Source organism: Bartonella harrusi (assembly GCF_024297065.1).
Taxonomy (GTDB): Bacteria; Pseudomonadota; Alphaproteobacteria; order Rhizobiales; family Rhizobiaceae; genus Bartonella; species Bartonella harrusi.
Genome location: NZ_CP101114.1, coordinates 2,057,193 through 2,075,298 on the forward strand (window position 1 = coordinate 2,057,193; position 18,106 = coordinate 2,075,298).

Below are 18,106 nucleotides of genomic sequence, written 5' to 3' on the forward strand. Positions count from 1 at the left end.
GAACAGTATTAAAAAGGAGATAATCCCACAATGAAGAAAAATATTCTCATTATTGGTGCTGGAGGTGTTGCACAAGTCGTTGCGCATAAATGTGCTCAACACAATGATATTCTTGGTGACATTCATATTGCTTCACGAACACTCAAAAAATGTGAAGCTATCATTGCTTCCATTAAAGAAAAAAACACAATGAAAGAACAAGGGGTTCTTCAAGCCCATATGCTCAACGCAATGAATGTAGAAGAAACTGTAAAACTCATCCGAACAACAAAATGCGAAATTGTCATCAATGTTGGATCGGCCTTTCTTAACATGTCTGTTCTTTCAGCTTGTATTGAAACAAAATGCGCTTATATTGATACTGCAATTCACGAAGATCCTTTGAAAATTTGCGAAACTCCTCCTTGGTATGGCAATTATGAATGGCCTCGACGTCAAGAATGTGAAAAAGCTGGTATAACAGCTATTTTAGGCGCAGGTTTTGACCCAGGTGTTGTCAATGCTTATGCAGCATTCGCACGTGAGTGTTATTTTGATAAAATTACTGATATTGATATTATTGATATTAATGCTGGAAACCATGGACATTGGTTTGCCACGAATTTTGACCCTGAAATCAACTTTCGAGAATTTACAGGCCAAGTATGGTCTTGGCAAAATAAAAAATGGGTTTCCAATAAAATGTTTGAAGTGAGCCATGAATGGAATCTTCCCGTTGTTGGAAAACAAAAAGCCTATATGACAGGTCATGATGAAATTCATTCATTATCCAAAAATCTCGATGTTCAAAATGTTCGCTTCTGGATGGGATTTAGTGAACATTATATCAATGTTTTCACTGTTTTGAAAAATCTTGGGCTCTTATCCGAACAACCTATTAAAACAGCAGAAGGACAAGAGGTCGTTCCTTTGAAGGTTGTGAAAGCCGTCTTACCTGACCCTGCTTCATTAGCACCAAACTACACAGGAAAAACGTGTATTGGAGATCTCATTAAAGGTGAAAAAGATGGTAAATCGAGAGAAGTTTTTATCTATAATGTAGCTGATCATAAACAAGCTTTTAATGAAACCGGTGCACAAGGTATTTCTTATACAGCTGGTGTACCAGCAGCCGTTGCATCCCTTCTTATTGCCACTGGTGAATGGGATGTTAAAACCATGGTCAATGTAGAAGAATTACCATCGCGCCCTTTCCTTAAACAACTTGAGCATATGGGGCTTTCAACTTGGATAAGAGAACAACAAGAAGAGATAAAATTACAGTTTTAAGTGTATTTCCCATAACTGTAAAAGCTATAGAAAAACCGCCCCTTTAAAAGGGTGGTTTTTTTAAAGTACCCAAGTCCATTTCACGACGCCGCCCGTGGATGGTATAACGTAAAAGCCATTGAGCACCACCATCTTTACGCTTATAAAGGTGCAAACCGGCACCATCATACTCTTTGCCAGCCCCCAATGTTGCGACAGCCCTTGGTATTGAGACGATTCATTAAAGGCATTTTTGCTCCTTTCTAAACTGTTTTCACCCCACACACAAACCCCGCTTATGATGTGCAAAAATATATTTTCACTTGATTCAACATAAGGGAATTTGAATTGAGAGAATCTTACAATATTCAGGAGTCTCATTTAACATGCAAAAAAAAAGTAAATTATCGTTATAAATCAATACGTTATCTTTATTATACAAGGTAAAACTCTAAAAATAATACCTAAATATTTAAATATGGAGTGGTTTAGCAAATGTTGCTAAAGCAGCTTCTCGCACGGCTTCTGATAGGGTAGGATGCGCATGGCAACAACGTCCCAAATCTTCTGATGAACCACCAAATTCCATTAAAACTGCAATTTCATGGATCATTTCACCAGCACCAAATCCAAGAATATGTCCACCTAAAACCCGATCTGTCTTTTTATCGGCAAGAATTTTAACAAACCCATCACTTTTTTGCATTGCACGTGCACGACCATTGGCCATAAAAGGAAATTTACCCACATGATAATCAATACCGTCCGCTTTAAGCTCTTCTTCAGTCTTTCCCACACTAGCAATTTCTGGTTGTGTATAAACAACACTAGGAATGACATCAAAATTAACGTGCCCCCTTTGACCTGCCAAAATTTCTGCTACAGCAACGCCTTCTTCCTCCGCCTTATGCGCTAGCATGGGCCCCTTAATAACATCACCAATTGCATAAATTCCTGGAATATTGGTCTGCCAATGTGCATCAATATCAATAAAACCACGTTCATCCACTTTTATACCAGCTTCTCCCAAACCAAGACCTTCCGTATATGGAGAACGTCCAGTAGCAATAAGCACAACCTCAGCCTCTAAAGATTCAGCAGCACCACCTTTGACCGCTTCAAAATTCACTTGAGCCATTGAACCAGATTTCGTAATAGTGGTTACCTTTGCGCCCGTTTTATATTCAATTCCCTGTTTTTCCATTATTTTTTGGAACTGTCGTGAAACCTCACCATCCATTGAGCCTAAAACTTTGTTAAGATATTCAATAATGGTTACTTTAGCACCTAAGCGACTCCAAACAGAACCAAGCTCTGAACCAATAACACCAGCACCAACAACAATCATACGCGCTGGTACTTTTTCAAGAGCAAGAGCTCCCGTAGAAGAGACAATAACCTTTTCATCAATTTCAACATTGACACCCGGAATACTGGAACTCTCTGAACCTGTTGCAATAATAATATTTTTTGTTGCAATCGTTTGTTGACGTCCGTCCCTAGCAACCACTTCAACTTGACCTGCGCCTAAAATTTTGGCTGTACCAAAGAAAGTATCAACTTTATTCTTTTTCATCAAAAAAGAGACACCACTGGTATTGGCTGTAACAACCGCCTTTTTATGTGCCATCATTTGATCGAGATTAAGCTTAGATTTTTCAATAGAAATACCAAGTGTTTCAAAGCCATGCTGCGTTTCAGCAAACACTTCTGAAGCATGTAACAATGCTTTAGAAGGAATACAGCCAACGTTAAGACAAGTCCCTCCCAGCGTTGTACGTTTTTCAATAATTGCCGTTTTAAGCCCCAATTGTGCGGACTTTATTGCTGCAACATACCCCCCTGGTCCCGCTCCAATTACAACCACATCATAAGACATCCGTTTTTCCTTTCATCCTGAAAACTGTAATTTTACAAGTCAAGAACAAGGCGTTCCGGATCTTCTAAACTTTCCTTAACACGCACAAGGAAAGTCACAGCTTCTTGTCCATCTACAATACGATGATCGTAAGAAAGTGCTAAATACATCATAGGGCGAATAGCAATCTGCCCCTCAACAACCATTGCCCGCTCTTTAATCGCATGCATTCCTAAAATACCAGATTGTGGGGCATTCAAAATCGGTGTTGACATTAATGATCCATAAACTCCCCCATTGGTAATGGTGAAAGTTCCCCCTTGCATATCAGAAACGGCTAATTTTCCATCACGAGCAAGGCGCCCCAAACGACCAATTTCTTTTTCAATCTCCGCTAACGACATCTGATCTGCATCACGAACCACAGGAACAACAAGCCCTTTATCTGTTCCAACAGCAATTCCAACATTGACATAGTTTTTATAAATAATATCGGTCCCATCAATTTCAGCATTAACAGCAGGAAGTTCTTTCAATGTATGACAAACAGCCTTGGTAAAAAATCCCATAAAACCAAGCTTAACCCCATGTTTCTTTTCAAAAAGATCCTTATAACGCTTACGCAAATCCATCACCGCCGACATATCAACCTCATTAAATGTGGTTAACATCGCTGCTATATTTTGTGCATCTTTAAGACGGCGCGCAATTGTTTGGCGCAATTTAGTCATACGAACCCGTTCCTCACGTCTTTCTTGATCAAAAGCAGCTGAAGAGCTGGATACAGAAGCAGAAGTAGGACTGGACACAGAGGCAGAACTGGATATAGAAACAGCAGGAGCTGGTGCCTTTATCCCTTGTGCCAAAACACCAAGAACATCTTCTTTAAGAATCTGTCCACGTTTTCCAGAACCTGAAACATCGTTTTTTGTAATATTGTTTTCAGCCATTAATTTTGCTGCTGAAGGAGCAGGCGGCATTGCACTGCTCGAAGAAGAAGGTTTATCCAATTCAGATGGCGTTGTTGGCACAGATGTCTCAGAAGACGATGGTGTTTTAGCAACACCAGCTGCTCCAGCTTCAACGGCTCCTAAAAGTGCATTCACCTCAACCGTATCACCTTCCTTTGCAATAATTTCAGATAATTTCCCCGCAACAGGCGAAGGAACCTCAACTGTTACTTTATCGGTTTCTAATTCAACCAAAGGCTCATCCATCGCAACGGACTCACCAAGTTTTTTAAACCATTTTCCAACGGTTGCTTCGGTAACTGATTCGCCCAAGGTAGGAACACGGATTTCAGTAGTCATAATATTTTTCCATACATCAGAGTAGTCATAAATTAAGAATCTAACGCGTCTTCAAGAAACGCAGTCAGTTGTTCAAGATGTTGCGTCATTAACCCAGAGGCTGGTGACGCACTTGCAGGACGCCCTGCATAACGTGCACGTGAATATTGCGCATTAATATGCGTCAAAACCCATTCTAAATAAGGCTCAATAAATGACCAAGCCCCCATATTTTTTGGTTCCTCTTGGCACCAAACAATTTCTGCTTGCAAAAAGCGTGACAAAACATCCACCAAAGCTTTTGCAGGAAAAGGATAAAGTTGTTCAACGCGCAGCAAATAAACATTATCAATGCCTCTTTTTTCACGCTCTTCATAAAGATCATAATAAACCTTACCCGTACAAAGAACGATACGGCGAATTTTACTATCTTTCTGCAATTTAATAACAGCATTTTTGAGCGTTTCTGTATCATCAAGCAACAAACGCTGAAAATTCATTTCTGGTCCCATTTCATTGAGAAAAGAAACGGCCCGCTTATGACGCAAAAGTGACTTTGGTGTCATTAAAATTAAAGGTTTACGAAAATCGCGTTTAATCTGCCGACGCAGAATATGAAAATAATTTGCTGGAGTCGTACAATTAGCAACCTGCATATTATCTTCCGCACACAATTGAAGGAAGCGCTCTAAACGTGCTGAAGAATGCTCTGGTCCTTGCCCCTCAAAACCATGAGGCAACAAACATACAAGACCAGACATACGAAGCCATTTACGTTCAGCAGAGGAGATAAATTGATCAAAAATGACCTGCGCTCCATTAGAAAAGTCACCAAATTGCGCTTCCCAAAGAGTCAATCCTCGTGGTCTCGCAAGAGAATATCCATATTCGAAACCAAGAACAGCCTCTTCAGAGAGCATAGAATTGACAACCTCATAAAGCGCTTGACCCTCTCTCAAATGATTCAAAGGAATGTAGCGCGCTTCATTTTCTTGATCATAAAGAACTGAATGGCGTTGTGAAAAAGTTCCACGCTCAACATCTTCACCGGAAAGGCGCACCGGCGCTCCTTCTAAGCAAAGTGAACCAAAAGCTAAAGCTTCAGCTGTTGCCCAATCAACACCTTCACCAGTTTCAAAAATCTTAGCACGGTTACTTAAAAAGCGCTGTATCGTTTTATGCACATGAAAGTCTGCTGGAATCTCAACAAGTTTCTGACCAATTTCCTTTAAAGTTTCAATCGCAACGCCTGTTTTTCCACAATGTTGCTCTTCAGCACTATTAGAAGCCTTGAGCCCTGTCCAACTCCCATCAAGCCAATCGGCTTTATTAGGTTTATAAGAAGTGCTGGCTTCAAATTCACCTTCCAGCTTATCGCGCCATTGTTTTTTTTGCCGTTCAATATCTTCTGCAGCAATCACTCCTTCTTCTACCAACTGATTACCATAAAGCTGAAGCGTTGTTTTATGATCACGAATTGCTTTATACATAAGCGGTTGTGTAAAGGAAGGTTCATCGCCTTCATTATGTCCATAACGACGATAACAGAACATATCAATCACCACCGGTTTATGGAAAATCTGACGAAATTCTGTTGCCACTTTTACAACAAAGACTACTGCCTCAGGATCATCACCATTGACATGAAAAATTGGTGCATCAATCATTTTCGCCACATCCGATGGATAAGGTGAGGAACGCAAAAAGCGTGGATCTGTTGTAAAACCAATCTGATTATTGATAATGACATGAACAGATCCAGCAACGCTATAACCTCTAAGACCTGAAAGGCCAAAAGTCTCCTGAATAACACCCTGCCCAGCAAAGGCAGCATCACCGTGAATAAGTAACGGCAAAACCTTTGAACGTTCACTCAACGGGAGTGAATCCGTATTTTTAGAATCCACAAGTTGATCTTGTTTAGCCCGTGCTTTACCAATAACAACTGGATCAACAATCTCAAGATGAGAGGGATTCGCTAAAAGCGATAAATGAACTTTTTTACCATCAAACTCAAGATCAGCTGAAGTTCCCAAATGGTATTTAACATCACCCGATCCCTCCACATCATCAGGCTTATAAGATCCCCCCTTAAATTCGTGAAAAATGGCACGATGTGGTTTTGCAAGAACTTGTGAAAGAACATTTAAACGACCACGATGCGCCATCCCTAAAATGATTTCCTGTACCCCCAAAGCACTACTACATCTAATAATCTGTTCAAGAGCAGGAATTAAAGCCTCACCACCATCAAGTCCAAAACGCTTGGTTCCTTTATATTTCGTATCTAAAAACTGCTCGAACCCCTCTGCTTCAATAAGCTTATTAAGGATAGCCTTTTTGCCCTTCTGCGTGAAGGCAACGCGCTTATTTGGTCCTTCAATACGCTCTTGAAGCCACGCTTTTTGAGCTGGATCAGAAATATGCATATACTCAATTCCAATTGTTGAACAATAGGTTCGATTGAGGATATCAAGCATTTGCGGAATAGTTGCGTATTCTAAGCCTAACACATTATCAATAAAAATGGAGCGCTCATAATCAGCAGGAGTAAAACCATAAGTTTCTGGAGAAAGTTCCTTATAGTCTTCAAGTTTTTTTGCCAATTGAAGAGGATCGAGCTTTGCACGAAGGTGCCCACGAGCACGAAAGGCACGAATCATCATGAGAGCATGGACGGAATCACGGGTCGCTCGAATAACATCTTGTTCGCTGGAAGCTTTTCCTTTTTGCGCAGCATTTATTGCTGCTTTTTCTTTTAATTTATCACCAACATATTTTTCAAGGACAGACCAATCACCATCGAGAGCAGAAACCAACTCACCATTTGCCTTTAACGGCCAATAATCACGTTGCCATGTTGCTCCTTCAGCATTTTTTAAAACATCTTCTTTTTTATCATGAAGATTTTCAAAAAAAGTACGCCACTGTGAATCTACGCTAGTAGGATCTTTTTCATATTCGGCATAAAGCTGATCTATATAATCGGCATTTCCACCATACAGAAATGATGTTTGTGCAAAAAGACTATTTATCTCGTCCTGCCTTGCCATATACCTCTCCGGAACATTAATTCCGTCTCCTTACATTTTTTAACCTTTAATGCTCATAAAGCAAACGGGGGTTAAGAATTCTAAAAAGTTTTTCCTTTTTTATCCAATATTTCATCCAAATAAGGATAATTTCTTATTCAGATGAAGTTTTTACCCTTTCAAAACTGATATCAAGGTTTTTCCTATCTGTGATGGTGAAGGAGAAACCCTAATCCCTGCCGATTCCATTGCAGCAATTTTATCTTCTGCGCCACCTTTACCACCGGAGATAACAGCACCAGCATGCCCCATTGTACGCCCTGGAGGAGCTGTACGACCAGCAACAAAACCAACCACTGGTTTTTTACGACCTTTTCTTGCCTCATCTTGAAGGAACTGTGCCGCTTCTTCTTCAGCAGAACCACCAATTTCACCAATCATAACAATAGACTGGGTTTCTTCATCGGCTAAAAACATTTCTAAGACATCAATGAATTCGGTACCTTTAACAGGATCACCACCAATACCAATAGCTGTTGTCTGTCCCAGACCCTCATGACTCGTTTGAAAAACAGCTTCATAAGTCAAAGTTCCTGACCGCGAGACAACCCCAACAGAGCCTTTTCTAAAAATAGAACCAGGCATAATACCAATTTTACATTCATCGGGAGTGAGAACACCAGGACAATTAGGGCCAATAAGACGTGATTTTGATGTCTCCAATCTCGCCTTGACTTTAACCATATCCATAACAGGAATACCTTCGGTAATGCAGATAATCAAACGAATTTCAGCATCAATAGCTTCTATAATAGCTGCAGCAGCCCCTGCAGGTGGAACATAAATAACGGAAGCATCTGCGCCTGTTTTTTCTTTTCCTTCTGCAACACTGGAAAAGATAGGAAGAGTTTCACCTTTTGCACCTTTCCATGTTTCACCACCCTTTTTAGGATTAACACCACCAACCATTTGCGTGCCATGATAAGCAAGCGCTTGCTCTGTATGAAATGTTCCTGTTTTTCCTGTAAGCCCCTGAACCAGAACCTTTGTATTTTTATTCACAAGAATTGACATAGTTTAAGCTCCCTTCACGGCCGCAACGATTTTTTGAGCAGCATCATCTAAATCATCAGCGGGAATAACATTCAAACCACTGTCATTAATAATCGCCTTACCCTGCTCAACATTTGTGCCCTCAAGACGGACAACCAAAGGAACCTTTAAACCAACGTCTCTCACAGCAGCAACCACACCTTCAGCAATAACATCGCAACGCATAATACCACCAAAAATATTAACCAAAATGCCTTTAACATTCGGATCAGCAGTAATAATTTTAAAAGCAGCCGTTACCTTTTCTTTTGAAGCTCCACCACCAACATCAAGGAAATTTGCTGGTTCAGCGCCATAAAGCTTAATGATATCCATTGTCGCCATAGCAAGACCTGCACCATTGACCATGCAACCAATTGTGCCCTCAAGAGCAACATAAGCAAGATCATGCTTTGACGCTTCAATCTCTTTCGGGTCCTCCTCTGAAAGATCGCGCAATTCCAAAATATCAGGATGACGGAACAAAGCATTATTGTCAAAAGAAACTTTTGCATCAAGAACACGCAAACGACCATCTTTCATCACAATAAGCGGATTGATTTCAAGAAGGCTCATATCTTTTTCACAAAACACCTTATAGAGAATTGGAAAAAGCTTTTCCCCATCTTCTCGTGCACTATCGCGCAATTCTAATGCATCACAAAGCCTTGTACAATCAGCAGAGGTAACACCCTGTAGCGCATCAATGGGTAATGTTAATATTTTTTCTGGTGTTTCTTCAGCAACTGTTTCAATATCCATTCCCCCTTCCGTTGAAACAACGAAGGAAACCCGACCAACTGTACGATCAACCAACAATGAAAGATAAAGCTCCCGCTCGATATCGGCACCGTCTTCAATATAAAGGCGATTAACCTGTTTACCCTCTGGACCTGTTTGTTTTGTTACCAAAGTTTTACCAAACATTTCTTGAACATTTGCAACAACTTCTTCAACGGATTTTGCAAGCCGAACACCACCCTTTGCTTCAGGACCGAGTTCTTTAAACTTACCCTTACCACGACCACCAGCGTGTATTTGACTTTTCACAACATAGAGCGGTCCAGGCAATTTCTTTGCCCATTTTTCAGCTTGTTCTACAGAATAAACAGCAACACCGTTTGCAATTGGCGCTCCATATTCATGAAGCAGACGTTTAGCCTGATATTCATGGATATTCATGCATTTGTCCTTTTCTTTTACGGATTATTTTATTAATCCTCAAATTTTAATATTTTAAAGACTCTGTTTTAATGAACAGAATCCTACGCAATTTATTTGAGACTAGGCACAATAGTGATACAAGCCTCACAAAGCTTTTGTACCGCATTGACCGAATGCTCAAAAGCATCTCTTTCTTCTTTATCAAGATCAATTTCTATGACTCGTTCAACACCACCGGCACCAAGCACAACAGGAACACCGACATAGGTATCATTAACTCCGTATTCACCTGAAAGATAGGCCGCAACAGGCACAACACGCTTCGTATCCTTTAAATAGGCTTCAGCCATAGAAACAGCAGAAGCTGCTGGTGCGTAAAAAGCAGATCCTGTTTTTAGCAAACCAACGATTTCTGCACCACCATCACGGGTCCGTTGAATAATTTGATCAATTTTTTCCTGTGTCGTCCACCCCATCTTAACAAGATCAGGCAAAGAAATACCACCAACTGTTGAATAACGCACGAGAGGAACCATTGAATCACCGTGCCCTCCTAAAACAAACGCTGTCACATCTTTAACAGAAACCTTAAATTCCTCAGACAAGAAATGACGAAAACGTGCTGAATCAAGGACACCAGCCATACCAACCACTTTATGTGTAGGAAGACCGGAAAATTTCTGCAATGCCCATACCATGGCATCAAGGGGATTGGTAATACAAATAACAAACGCTGAAGACGCATATTTTTTAATCCCAACGCCAACTTGTTCCATCACCTTTAAATTAATACCTAAAAGATCATCGCGGCTCATACCTGGCTTTCGTGCAACACCTGCCGTTACAATAACAACATCAGCACCTTCAATTGCTTCATAAGCATTAGCACCTTTTAAACTGACATCAAAACTATCAACAGGTGAAGATTCAGCAATATCAAGAGCCTTACCCTGTGGAATACCTTCTGCGATATCAAATAAGACAACATCAGCAAGCTCTTTAAGTCCAATGATATGTGCTAAAGTACCACCGATCATACCTGAACCGATGAGAGCTATTTTTTTTCGTGCCATTTTATTTCTTCCTAACATTAAAAAACTCAGTGCATACTCACCAGCATCAGTACACTGAACATTTCTTTGATCTTAGCTATATTTTCAACAACATCAACAAAAAGAGAAAATATGAAACTTACCAAATTTTTCTTTTCACAAAAGCAATAATTCCCCATAGAAACAACTATTAGAAAATTACCATGAAGTATCGATAAAATGAATTAAAAAAAAATACAACAGAATTATCACAATTCTTTTAAAGGCAAAGAGTTATTGTTCTTATGGTTTACATAAAGATAAAGTTATGTTCAACTTTCCCCCTTTAAAAGAAAATGTTCTGCCCAAAACTTCAAATAATCTTGGCTTTGCATTTCAAAAAGACGTGATTGTGTTCTTTTAAACTCAAATGTTTCTGTCGTCTGAGCACGTCCCTTATATAAATTCTCAAGAACATCCGCCGCTGACATAAATAATCTTATGTAGCGTTCATAAAGAATATCGATGAGTAAAATAAATCGTTTCGTTTCATTACGACAGGTATCATCCATGACAGGGACATTATCGATAAAAATCGTGTGATAACGCCCAGCTAATGCTAAATATTCAGCTGCGGCCAAAGGCTTTGCACATAAATCTTGATAATCAAAGCGCGCGCATCCTCCCCCAGAGCGTGGAATATGAATAAAACGCCTTCTTATAGCAAGTTCATCAGAGGTTTCTTTTTGTCCTTCTAGCACCAATGCCCAAGCTTGATCCATGCGCTCATTTGCTTCCAATCCTAACGGTGTTATATACACATGTTGTAGATTTGATTTTTCAAGACGATAATCTGTCTTAGCATCAAGATTGACAATACGAACATGTACTTTCAAAATTTGAATAAAGGGCAAAAAAAGCTCTCGATTTAAACCATTGTAATAAAGATTATCGGGAGCAACATTTGAAGTCGCAACGAAGAAAACCCCTTTATCAAACAAAGCAGAAATGAGACGCCCCAACACCATGGCATCAGCAATATCTGTCACGCTAAATTCATCAAAACAAAGCACCCGAGCTTCTTGTGCAAGATCTTCAGCAACAACTAAAATAGGATTATCTTTTCCAGCTTTTCCGTTAGCTGATATTTGACGATAAAAATTAATGCGTTCATGCACATCAGCCATAAAATCATTAAAATGCGCACGCTTTTTACGTTCTTGTGGCAAACAAGAAAAAAACAAATCCATAAGCATGGTTTTGCCTCGTCCTACTTCACCATAAATATATAATCCCCGTGAGGAATTATCACTTTGTCTTGAGCAACGAAAAAAATTTTGTTTTTTCTTCTTGAAAAAGTGCCAAAACAGCCAAGGACGCGAAACATTTTGTTCCATAATATTTTGTAATAAATGATCAAAATGCTCTGCTAAAGCCAATTGAGCAGGATCAAAATTGATTTTTCCTTTGTATACCAACTCCTTATAGCGTCCTGACACCAAAACCATCCAAACAACCTTTATAACCCGTTTTCAATGAAAAAGATGCGCTTTCGTCATAAACCAATATCTATATTTAAATTTTTCATAATCAGTCAAAAACAATCTAACGGCTTAAAACAACCGGACGATCATCAATTGTACGTCCCTCAAAACGATCAACATTGTAAGAATAAAGGGCAACAATAACACGTCCTACATTATTATAGAAATATAATCTTTTTCCTTTAACAGCCCAGGAGTTTACTTGAGAAATGATTCCTGGACAATGTAAAGGACCAGCCCGGTATCCTTGGCCAAATTTTGTTTGTGGCGTTGCAATTCGGCAAACTTTACCATCCACAGAGAGATTCCACACTCCAGCAATACTTGCAGGAAACAAATCAACAGCATTGCTTGGCAGTTCAAGACGAGTCATTCGCCCATCGCTTTGAGAATCTCCTTTCTCATACATTGAAACCTCTACTGTTTCAGAAGAGGAATAATAAGAAGAGGAAGGATCAGACATCACTTCTGTTGGCATTTCTTGAAGTGGATAAAAAACTTCTGCTGTGTTATTATTATCGTTCCTATCAAATCGCGATGTTAAACATCCCCCTAAGAACATAACCATTGATATTGCAATGAAAGATGAATTTTTAAAAAATGGCATATCTATACTCTTTCCCATGACTAAATAAGTTCACTCAAAGAAATAGGTGAACATCTATTATATGGCATTTTACAAAGATAAATTAACAAATTTAAAAAATAGGATAAAAATAACTTGTTTTAAGTAATAAATATTTTTTTGCCATCAATTTCACGATTAAGCACTAGAAATTTATAAGATTTTCAGTCATATATCTTTTGTAATAATCACTAAAAATAGAGAAATTTCATGAAAACGCCATTCAGCAAAATGAACGGTCTTGGCAATAAAATCATTGTTGTTGATATGCGTAAAAGCACACATTCGCTTACACAGCAAGCAATTTTTGCTTTATCGGCAGATCCTCAAACGCATTTTGATCAAATTATGGCTATTCACACATCAACTAAAGAAGATACCAACTTTCGTATTGAAATATGGAATGCTGACGGTTCAATAGCTAAAGCTTGCGGTAACGGTACCCGTTGCGTAATCGCATGGCTCACAGATCACAATCTTGGAGAAACTTTTCAACTGGAAATGCCCACTGGAATTATTGAAGGTAAACGCCAAATAGACGGGCTTATTTCGGTTGATATGGGAAAACCCAATTTCAATGCAAAAGAAATGCCTGTTTCACGTGAAATAGTTGATACCAATCACGTAGAAATGACTACTGGTCCTTTAAGAGATGCTTGCCTTGTATCCATTGGTAATCTCCACGCTATTTTTTTTGTTGAAAATGACATTCAACATATTCCATTAGAAATTTATGGAGCAAAACTTGAACATGATCCTCTTTTTCCAGAACGTTGTAATATTTCTATCGCTTATGTCTCTTCAAAGAAAAGCCTAAATTTACGCACATGGGAGCGAGGCGCTGGATTAACGCAAGCCTGTGGTAGCGCCGCTTGTGCGAGTGCGGTAGCGGCTTATCGACGTGGACTCACAAAACGCCATATTGATGTGAATTTACCAGGGGGAATGCTTAATATTTTTTATCGAGAAGATGATCACATTATCATGACGGGTCCAATCAAATATGAATTTAGTGGTTTTTTAGACCCTTTAACAGGGAGTTACAAAAAGGATCTCTCTTGATGACAATAGAAATTGTAACTTTTGGTTGTCGATTAAATAGCTACGAATCGGAAATCATACGCAAAGAAAGCGCTTCCTCAGAACTAGCTCAACTCAAAGATGGTGCTATTATCTTTAATACCTGTTCTGTCACAGCTGAAGCTGTGCGACAAGCAAAACAAGCTATTCGCAAAGCAAGACGTGAAAATCCTCATGCTCGCATTATTGTAACAGGATGTGCAGCACAAACAGAAGGGCAGAATTTTGCTTCAATGAAAGAGGTTAATCTTGTTTTAGGAAATGAAGACAAGCTTCATGCACATTCTTACCGTCAACTTCCTGACTTTGGCATCAACCATTCTGAAAAATTGCGTATCAATGACATCATGGAAGTACAAAAAATTGCTCCACACATGGTAAGCGCAATGGAAGAGCGCACCCGTGCCTTCGTACAAGTGCAAAATGGCTGTGATCATCGCTGTACTTTTTGCATTATTCCCTATGGACGTGGCCCATCACGCTCAGTTCCCATGGGTGCTGTCATCGAACAAATTAAACAATTGATAGACAATGGTATCCAAGAAGTTGTTCTAACAGGTGTAGATCTTACAAGTTATGGTCACGATCTCCCAGGAAAGGCTACATTAGGAAAATTAACTTCAGCCATTTTACACCACATTTCTGACTTACCTCGACTCCGCCTTTCATCCATTGATTCTATTGAAGCAGATGAAGAGCTCATGAATCTTTTAGCTTATGAAAAAAGGATAATGCCACATTTGCATTTATCCTTACAAGCAGGCGATAATATGATACTCAAAAGAATGAAACGGCGACATTTACGCGAACATGCAATTCAATTTTGCCAAGATTTGCGTACCAAACGTCCTACAATGGTTTATGGTGCCGATTTAATTGCTGGTTTTCCAACCGAAACAGAAGAAATGTTCGAAAATAGTCTCTCTTTGATTAATGACTGTAATTTAACACATCTTCATGTTTTTCCTTTCTCTCCAAGAGAAGGAACACCTGCTGCGCGTATGCCACAAATCAACCGTAGAGTGGTTAAAATGCGTGCAGAAAGATTACGCAAAGCAGGTGATGAGGCATATAAGAAACATCTTGCTCACTTACAAAATAGTCAACAAACAATTCTCGTTGAAAAAGATGAAATTGGACGAACAGAAGATTATACTCTTGTCCAAATAAAAGGTGCAAAAGCTGGAACTATTGTTCAAGCCCTTATCGTTGATCATGATGGTGATAAATTGATTGCTGTCCTTCCAAAATTGAACGCAGCTTGAGCAGGAAAAAAACTTTATGAAAAAATCTTTTATCAAAAAAATATTTTCTTTTAACAAATCTAAACAACAGGAAAGAGAACACGTTTCCATTCCTCATGAAGCAGATACGGTACAAGAAAGTGAATACAAAAATAAAGACATAAAAAATGATCAACCCTTTATAGAGAGAGAACAAGAAAAACAGGCGGCTAATCAAAAGACAACATCTGAAAAATGTGCTGAGAAAAATCCATCTTTTGCACCACATTTTGGAAAAATAATTATCACAAATAAAATCAGTGAAAAGAAAATTGAGGAATTTTCATCTATATCTTCTATTGAACAGAAAAAAACAGCATGGTTTGAGCGTCTAAAAAAAGGATTAGCCCTTTCTTCACAACGCTTAAGCGGGTCGATTGGAGACCTTTTTATTAAGGGAAAACTTGATGAAGAGACCTTACAAGAATTGGAAGATATTCTTATTCAAGCTGATCTTGGTGTAGAAACAGCCACACGTATTACTGATATTTTGGCTTCTAATCGTTATGAGAAAAATTTATCTCCAAATGACATTCATGCCATCATAGCTGGAGAAATAAAAAAAGTGTTAGAGCCTGTTGCAATTCCATTAGAACTTGACCTTAATCATAAACCTCATGTTATTTTACTCGTAGGTGTAAATGGTACTGGAAAAACGACAACTATTGGAAAACTTGCGGCAAAACTCACCGCAGGAGGATTAAAAGTTATGCTCGCTGCTGGTGATACATTCCGTGCTGCTGCTATTGAACAACTCCATATTTGGGGTGAACGTACAGGATCTCCTGTTATTTCAACTAAACTAGGAGCGGATGCTGCAAGCCTAGCATTTGATGCTTATGAAAAAGCAAAAAAAGCAAACAGTGATGTCTTGATTATTGATACAGCAGGACGCCTACAAAATAAAACAGAATTGATGGACGAATTAGCAAAAATTATTCGTGTTTTAAGTAAACACTCTCCCCAAGCGCCCCATACAATTCTTCAAACGCTTGATGCAACCACTGGACAAAACGCACTCAATCAAGTGAATATTTTCCGTGACATTGCTGGCGTTAATGGTCTCATCATGACAAAACTCGATGGTACTGCACGGGGAGGAATTCTTGTTGCCATCGCAGCAAAATACAAATTACCCGTTTATTTTATCGGTATAGGAGAGAATATAGAGGATCTTCAACCTTTTTCTGCTTCTGAATTTGCCGAAACTATTGCAGGAAGGCACGCATGAAAAAAACTTCATTTAAACCTCATTCGCATAATAACTTTAATTCAAAGAAGACCAACGATAATCAAAAATCTTCTCTTTCACCCACTCTTAAATTTCTCTTAGAAATGGGGCCGTTGGTTATTTTTTTCCTTGCTAATTACAAGGGTGAGTGGTTGATAAATAATATTGGGATTTTCAAAAATTTTAGTAAACCTATTTTCCCTGCAACAGCTATTTTCATGGTAGCAATCATAGTTGCACTAAGCTTATCATGGATCATTGCACGAAAAATTCCCATAATGCCTCTCGTTTCAGGAATATTTGTTCTGGTCTTTGGATTTTTAACTCTTTGGCTTCATAATGACACTTTTATAAAGATGAAGCCAACAATCATTAACATCTTATTTGCCCTTATTCTTTTTGGTGGTATGTTTTTTAAGAAACCACTTTTGCGTTACGCCCTTGATTCTACATTAAAACTTGACGATTTAGGATGGCAAAAACTCACATATCGCTGGGCATTTTTTTTCATTTTTCTTGCTCTTTTAAATGAAATTGTTTGGCGTAACTTTAGCGATAACTTTTGGACAAGTTTTAAAGTATTTGGTGTTATGCCCATAACAGTTCTTTTCATGATTACTCAGATGCCTCTTATCATCAAACATTCACAGGGTCTTTTTACAGAAGAGGATAAATCTAATTCTTAAAACAACACTTCCATTACTATAAATTATTTTGTAAATTCATTGCCATACACTATCTATGGAGAGAATGTGTGTTAATTGAACAGTTCATCTGTCGAGAAAATAATTTTGGTGTACTCATTCATGACGAAAAAAGCGGTTATACAGCAGCAATTGATGCACCAGAAAGCAATGCAATTCAAAGAGCCATAAAACGCCGCAACTGGACACTTCAAACTATTTTTATCACGCATCATCATTATGACCATGTAGAAGCACTGGAAGAGTTAAAACAAATTTATAACGCTGTAGTGATTGGACCGGAAAAAGAGAAAGAAAAAATCAATCATCTTGATCAAACACTGCAACCTGATGAAATTTTTTTCTTTGGCACGTGCCCACTTTTAGCGCTTTCAACACCTGGCCATACTTTAGGTGCATTATCTTATTATTTTCCCGAAGAGGGTATTCTTTTTGCTGGAGATACGCTCTTTTCACTTGGTTGTGGACGTCTTTTTGAAGGAACACCTTCACAAATGTTGAACTCTTTAAAAAAGCTTCGTCAACTTCCCGATGAAACGCTTCTCTATTGTGGCCATGAATACACCAAAACCAATGCTCTTTTCGCATTAACAATTGACCCACACAATCAAAAACTCCATCAAAGAGTGGAAGAAGTTTCATTATTACGCGCAAAAAAAGCTATGACTTTACCAGTAACCCTAGGGCAAGAAAAAGCTACCAATCCCTTTCTTCGTTGGGATAGTGACATTCTGCGAAGAGAACTTGCGATGGAAAACCAAACAGACGAAGAAGTCTTTTCTGAAATCCGAAGAAGAAAGGATAATTTCTAGCTATGTTTAGATTTGTATACAATTTGTTTTTCCTTTTTCTTTTTGCTTTATACACCCAAATGACAACAGTAAATGAAAAAACAACGCGTTTGATTTTCCATATGTTATAGAAA

General features: G+C 38.7%; 14 protein-coding genes and 1 pseudogene. 6 read left to right on the top strand and 9 right to left on the bottom strand.

Annotation, left to right across the window (positions count from 1 at the left end; translation table 11 throughout):
• Positions 1-30: 30 nt before the first annotated feature.
• On the top strand, positions 31-1,269 hold the full coding sequence (locus NMK50_RS09715; RefSeq protein WP_254770286.1) for a saccharopine dehydrogenase family protein: 1,239 nt from the start codon (positions 31-33) through the stop codon (positions 1,267-1,269).
• Positions 1,270-1,327: 58 nt separating this feature from the next.
• On the opposite strand, the pseudogene NMK50_RS09720 reads toward NMK50_RS09715, so the two are convergent.
• The 9 genes and pseudogenes from NMK50_RS09720 to NMK50_RS09760 form a co-directional block, all read right to left on the bottom strand.
• Positions 1,328-1,499: pseudogene (locus NMK50_RS09720) on the bottom strand (Arm DNA-binding domain-containing protein); the annotation flags it as partial.
• Between the two features lie 221 nt (positions 1,500-1,720).
• Positions 1,721-3,127: a dihydrolipoyl dehydrogenase gene (lpdA, locus tag NMK50_RS09725; protein ID WP_254770287.1), complete on the bottom strand. Its 1,407-nt coding sequence runs from the start codon at positions 3,125-3,127 to the stop codon at positions 1,721-1,723.
• Between the two features lie 32 nt (positions 3,128-3,159).
• Positions 3,160-4,416 (bottom strand): 2-oxoglutarate dehydrogenase complex dihydrolipoyllysine-residue succinyltransferase, encoded by a 1,257-nt coding sequence (gene odhB, locus NMK50_RS09730; protein ID WP_254770288.1) that lies wholly within the window; start codon positions 4,414-4,416, stop codon positions 3,160-3,162.
• 32 nt (positions 4,417-4,448) lie between these two features.
• Positions 4,449-7,448 carry a 2-oxoglutarate dehydrogenase E1 component gene (locus tag NMK50_RS09735; RefSeq protein ID WP_254770289.1) on the bottom strand — a complete coding sequence of 1,000 codons (3,000 nt, stop codon included), beginning with the start codon at positions 7,446-7,448 and terminating at the stop codon, positions 4,449-4,451.
• Positions 7,449-7,598: 150 nt separating this feature from the next.
• On the bottom strand, positions 7,599-8,501 hold the full coding sequence (sucD, locus tag NMK50_RS09740) for a succinate--CoA ligase subunit alpha (RefSeq protein ID WP_254770290.1): 903 nt from the start codon (positions 8,499-8,501) through the stop codon (positions 7,599-7,601).
• Positions 8,502-8,504: 3 nt separating this feature from the next.
• Positions 8,505-9,701, bottom strand: coding sequence for an ADP-forming succinate--CoA ligase subunit beta (gene sucC, locus NMK50_RS09745; protein WP_254770291.1), 1,197 nt, complete (start codon positions 9,699-9,701; stop codon positions 8,505-8,507).
• A gap of 92 nt (positions 9,702-9,793) precedes the next feature.
• Positions 9,794-10,756, bottom strand: a complete 963-nt coding sequence (gene mdh, locus NMK50_RS09750; protein ID WP_254770292.1) for a malate dehydrogenase — start codon at positions 10,754-10,756, stop codon at positions 9,794-9,796.
• A gap of 290 nt (positions 10,757-11,046) precedes the next feature.
• Complete coding sequence (gene zapE, locus NMK50_RS09755; protein WP_254770293.1) at positions 11,047-12,222, bottom strand: cell division protein ZapE; 1,176 nt, start codon at positions 12,220-12,222, stop codon at positions 11,047-11,049.
• A 97-nt stretch (positions 12,223-12,319) separates the two neighbouring features.
• Positions 12,320-12,865, bottom strand: coding sequence for an AprI/Inh family metalloprotease inhibitor (locus NMK50_RS09760; protein WP_254770294.1), 546 nt, complete (start codon positions 12,863-12,865; stop codon positions 12,320-12,322).
• Between the two features lie 228 nt (positions 12,866-13,093).
• On the opposite strand from NMK50_RS09760, the gene dapF reads away from it, so the two are divergent.
• The 5 genes from dapF to gloB all read left to right on the top strand — a co-directional run bounded on the left by dapF (position 13,094) and on the right by gloB (position 17,993).
• Complete coding sequence (gene dapF, locus NMK50_RS09765; RefSeq protein WP_254770295.1) at positions 13,094-13,945, top strand: diaminopimelate epimerase; 852 nt, start codon at positions 13,094-13,096, stop codon at positions 13,943-13,945.
• Positions 13,945-15,228, top strand: a complete 1,284-nt coding sequence (mtaB, locus tag NMK50_RS09770) for a tRNA (N(6)-L-threonylcarbamoyladenosine(37)-C(2))-methylthiotransferase MtaB (protein ID WP_254770296.1) — start codon at positions 13,945-13,947, stop codon at positions 15,226-15,228. Before dapF ends, mtaB begins: the two co-directional genes overlap by 1 nt.
• Before the next feature lie 16 nt (positions 15,229-15,244).
• Entirely contained in the window at positions 15,245-16,477 is a 1,233-nt protein-coding gene (gene ftsY / locus NMK50_RS09775; protein ID WP_254770297.1) for a signal recognition particle-docking protein FtsY, read from the top strand.
• Complete coding sequence (locus tag NMK50_RS09780; RefSeq protein ID WP_254770298.1) at positions 16,474-17,163, top strand: septation protein A; 690 nt, start codon at positions 16,474-16,476, stop codon at positions 17,161-17,163. The genes ftsY and NMK50_RS09780 overlap by 4 nt, the downstream gene beginning before the upstream one ends.
• 68 nt (positions 17,164-17,231) lie before the next feature.
• A complete protein-coding gene (gene gloB, locus NMK50_RS09785) occupies positions 17,232-17,993 on the top strand; it encodes a hydroxyacylglutathione hydrolase (RefSeq protein WP_254770299.1) in 762 nt (253 codons plus the stop codon).
• The last annotated feature ends 113 nt before the right edge of the window (positions 17,994-18,106 follow it).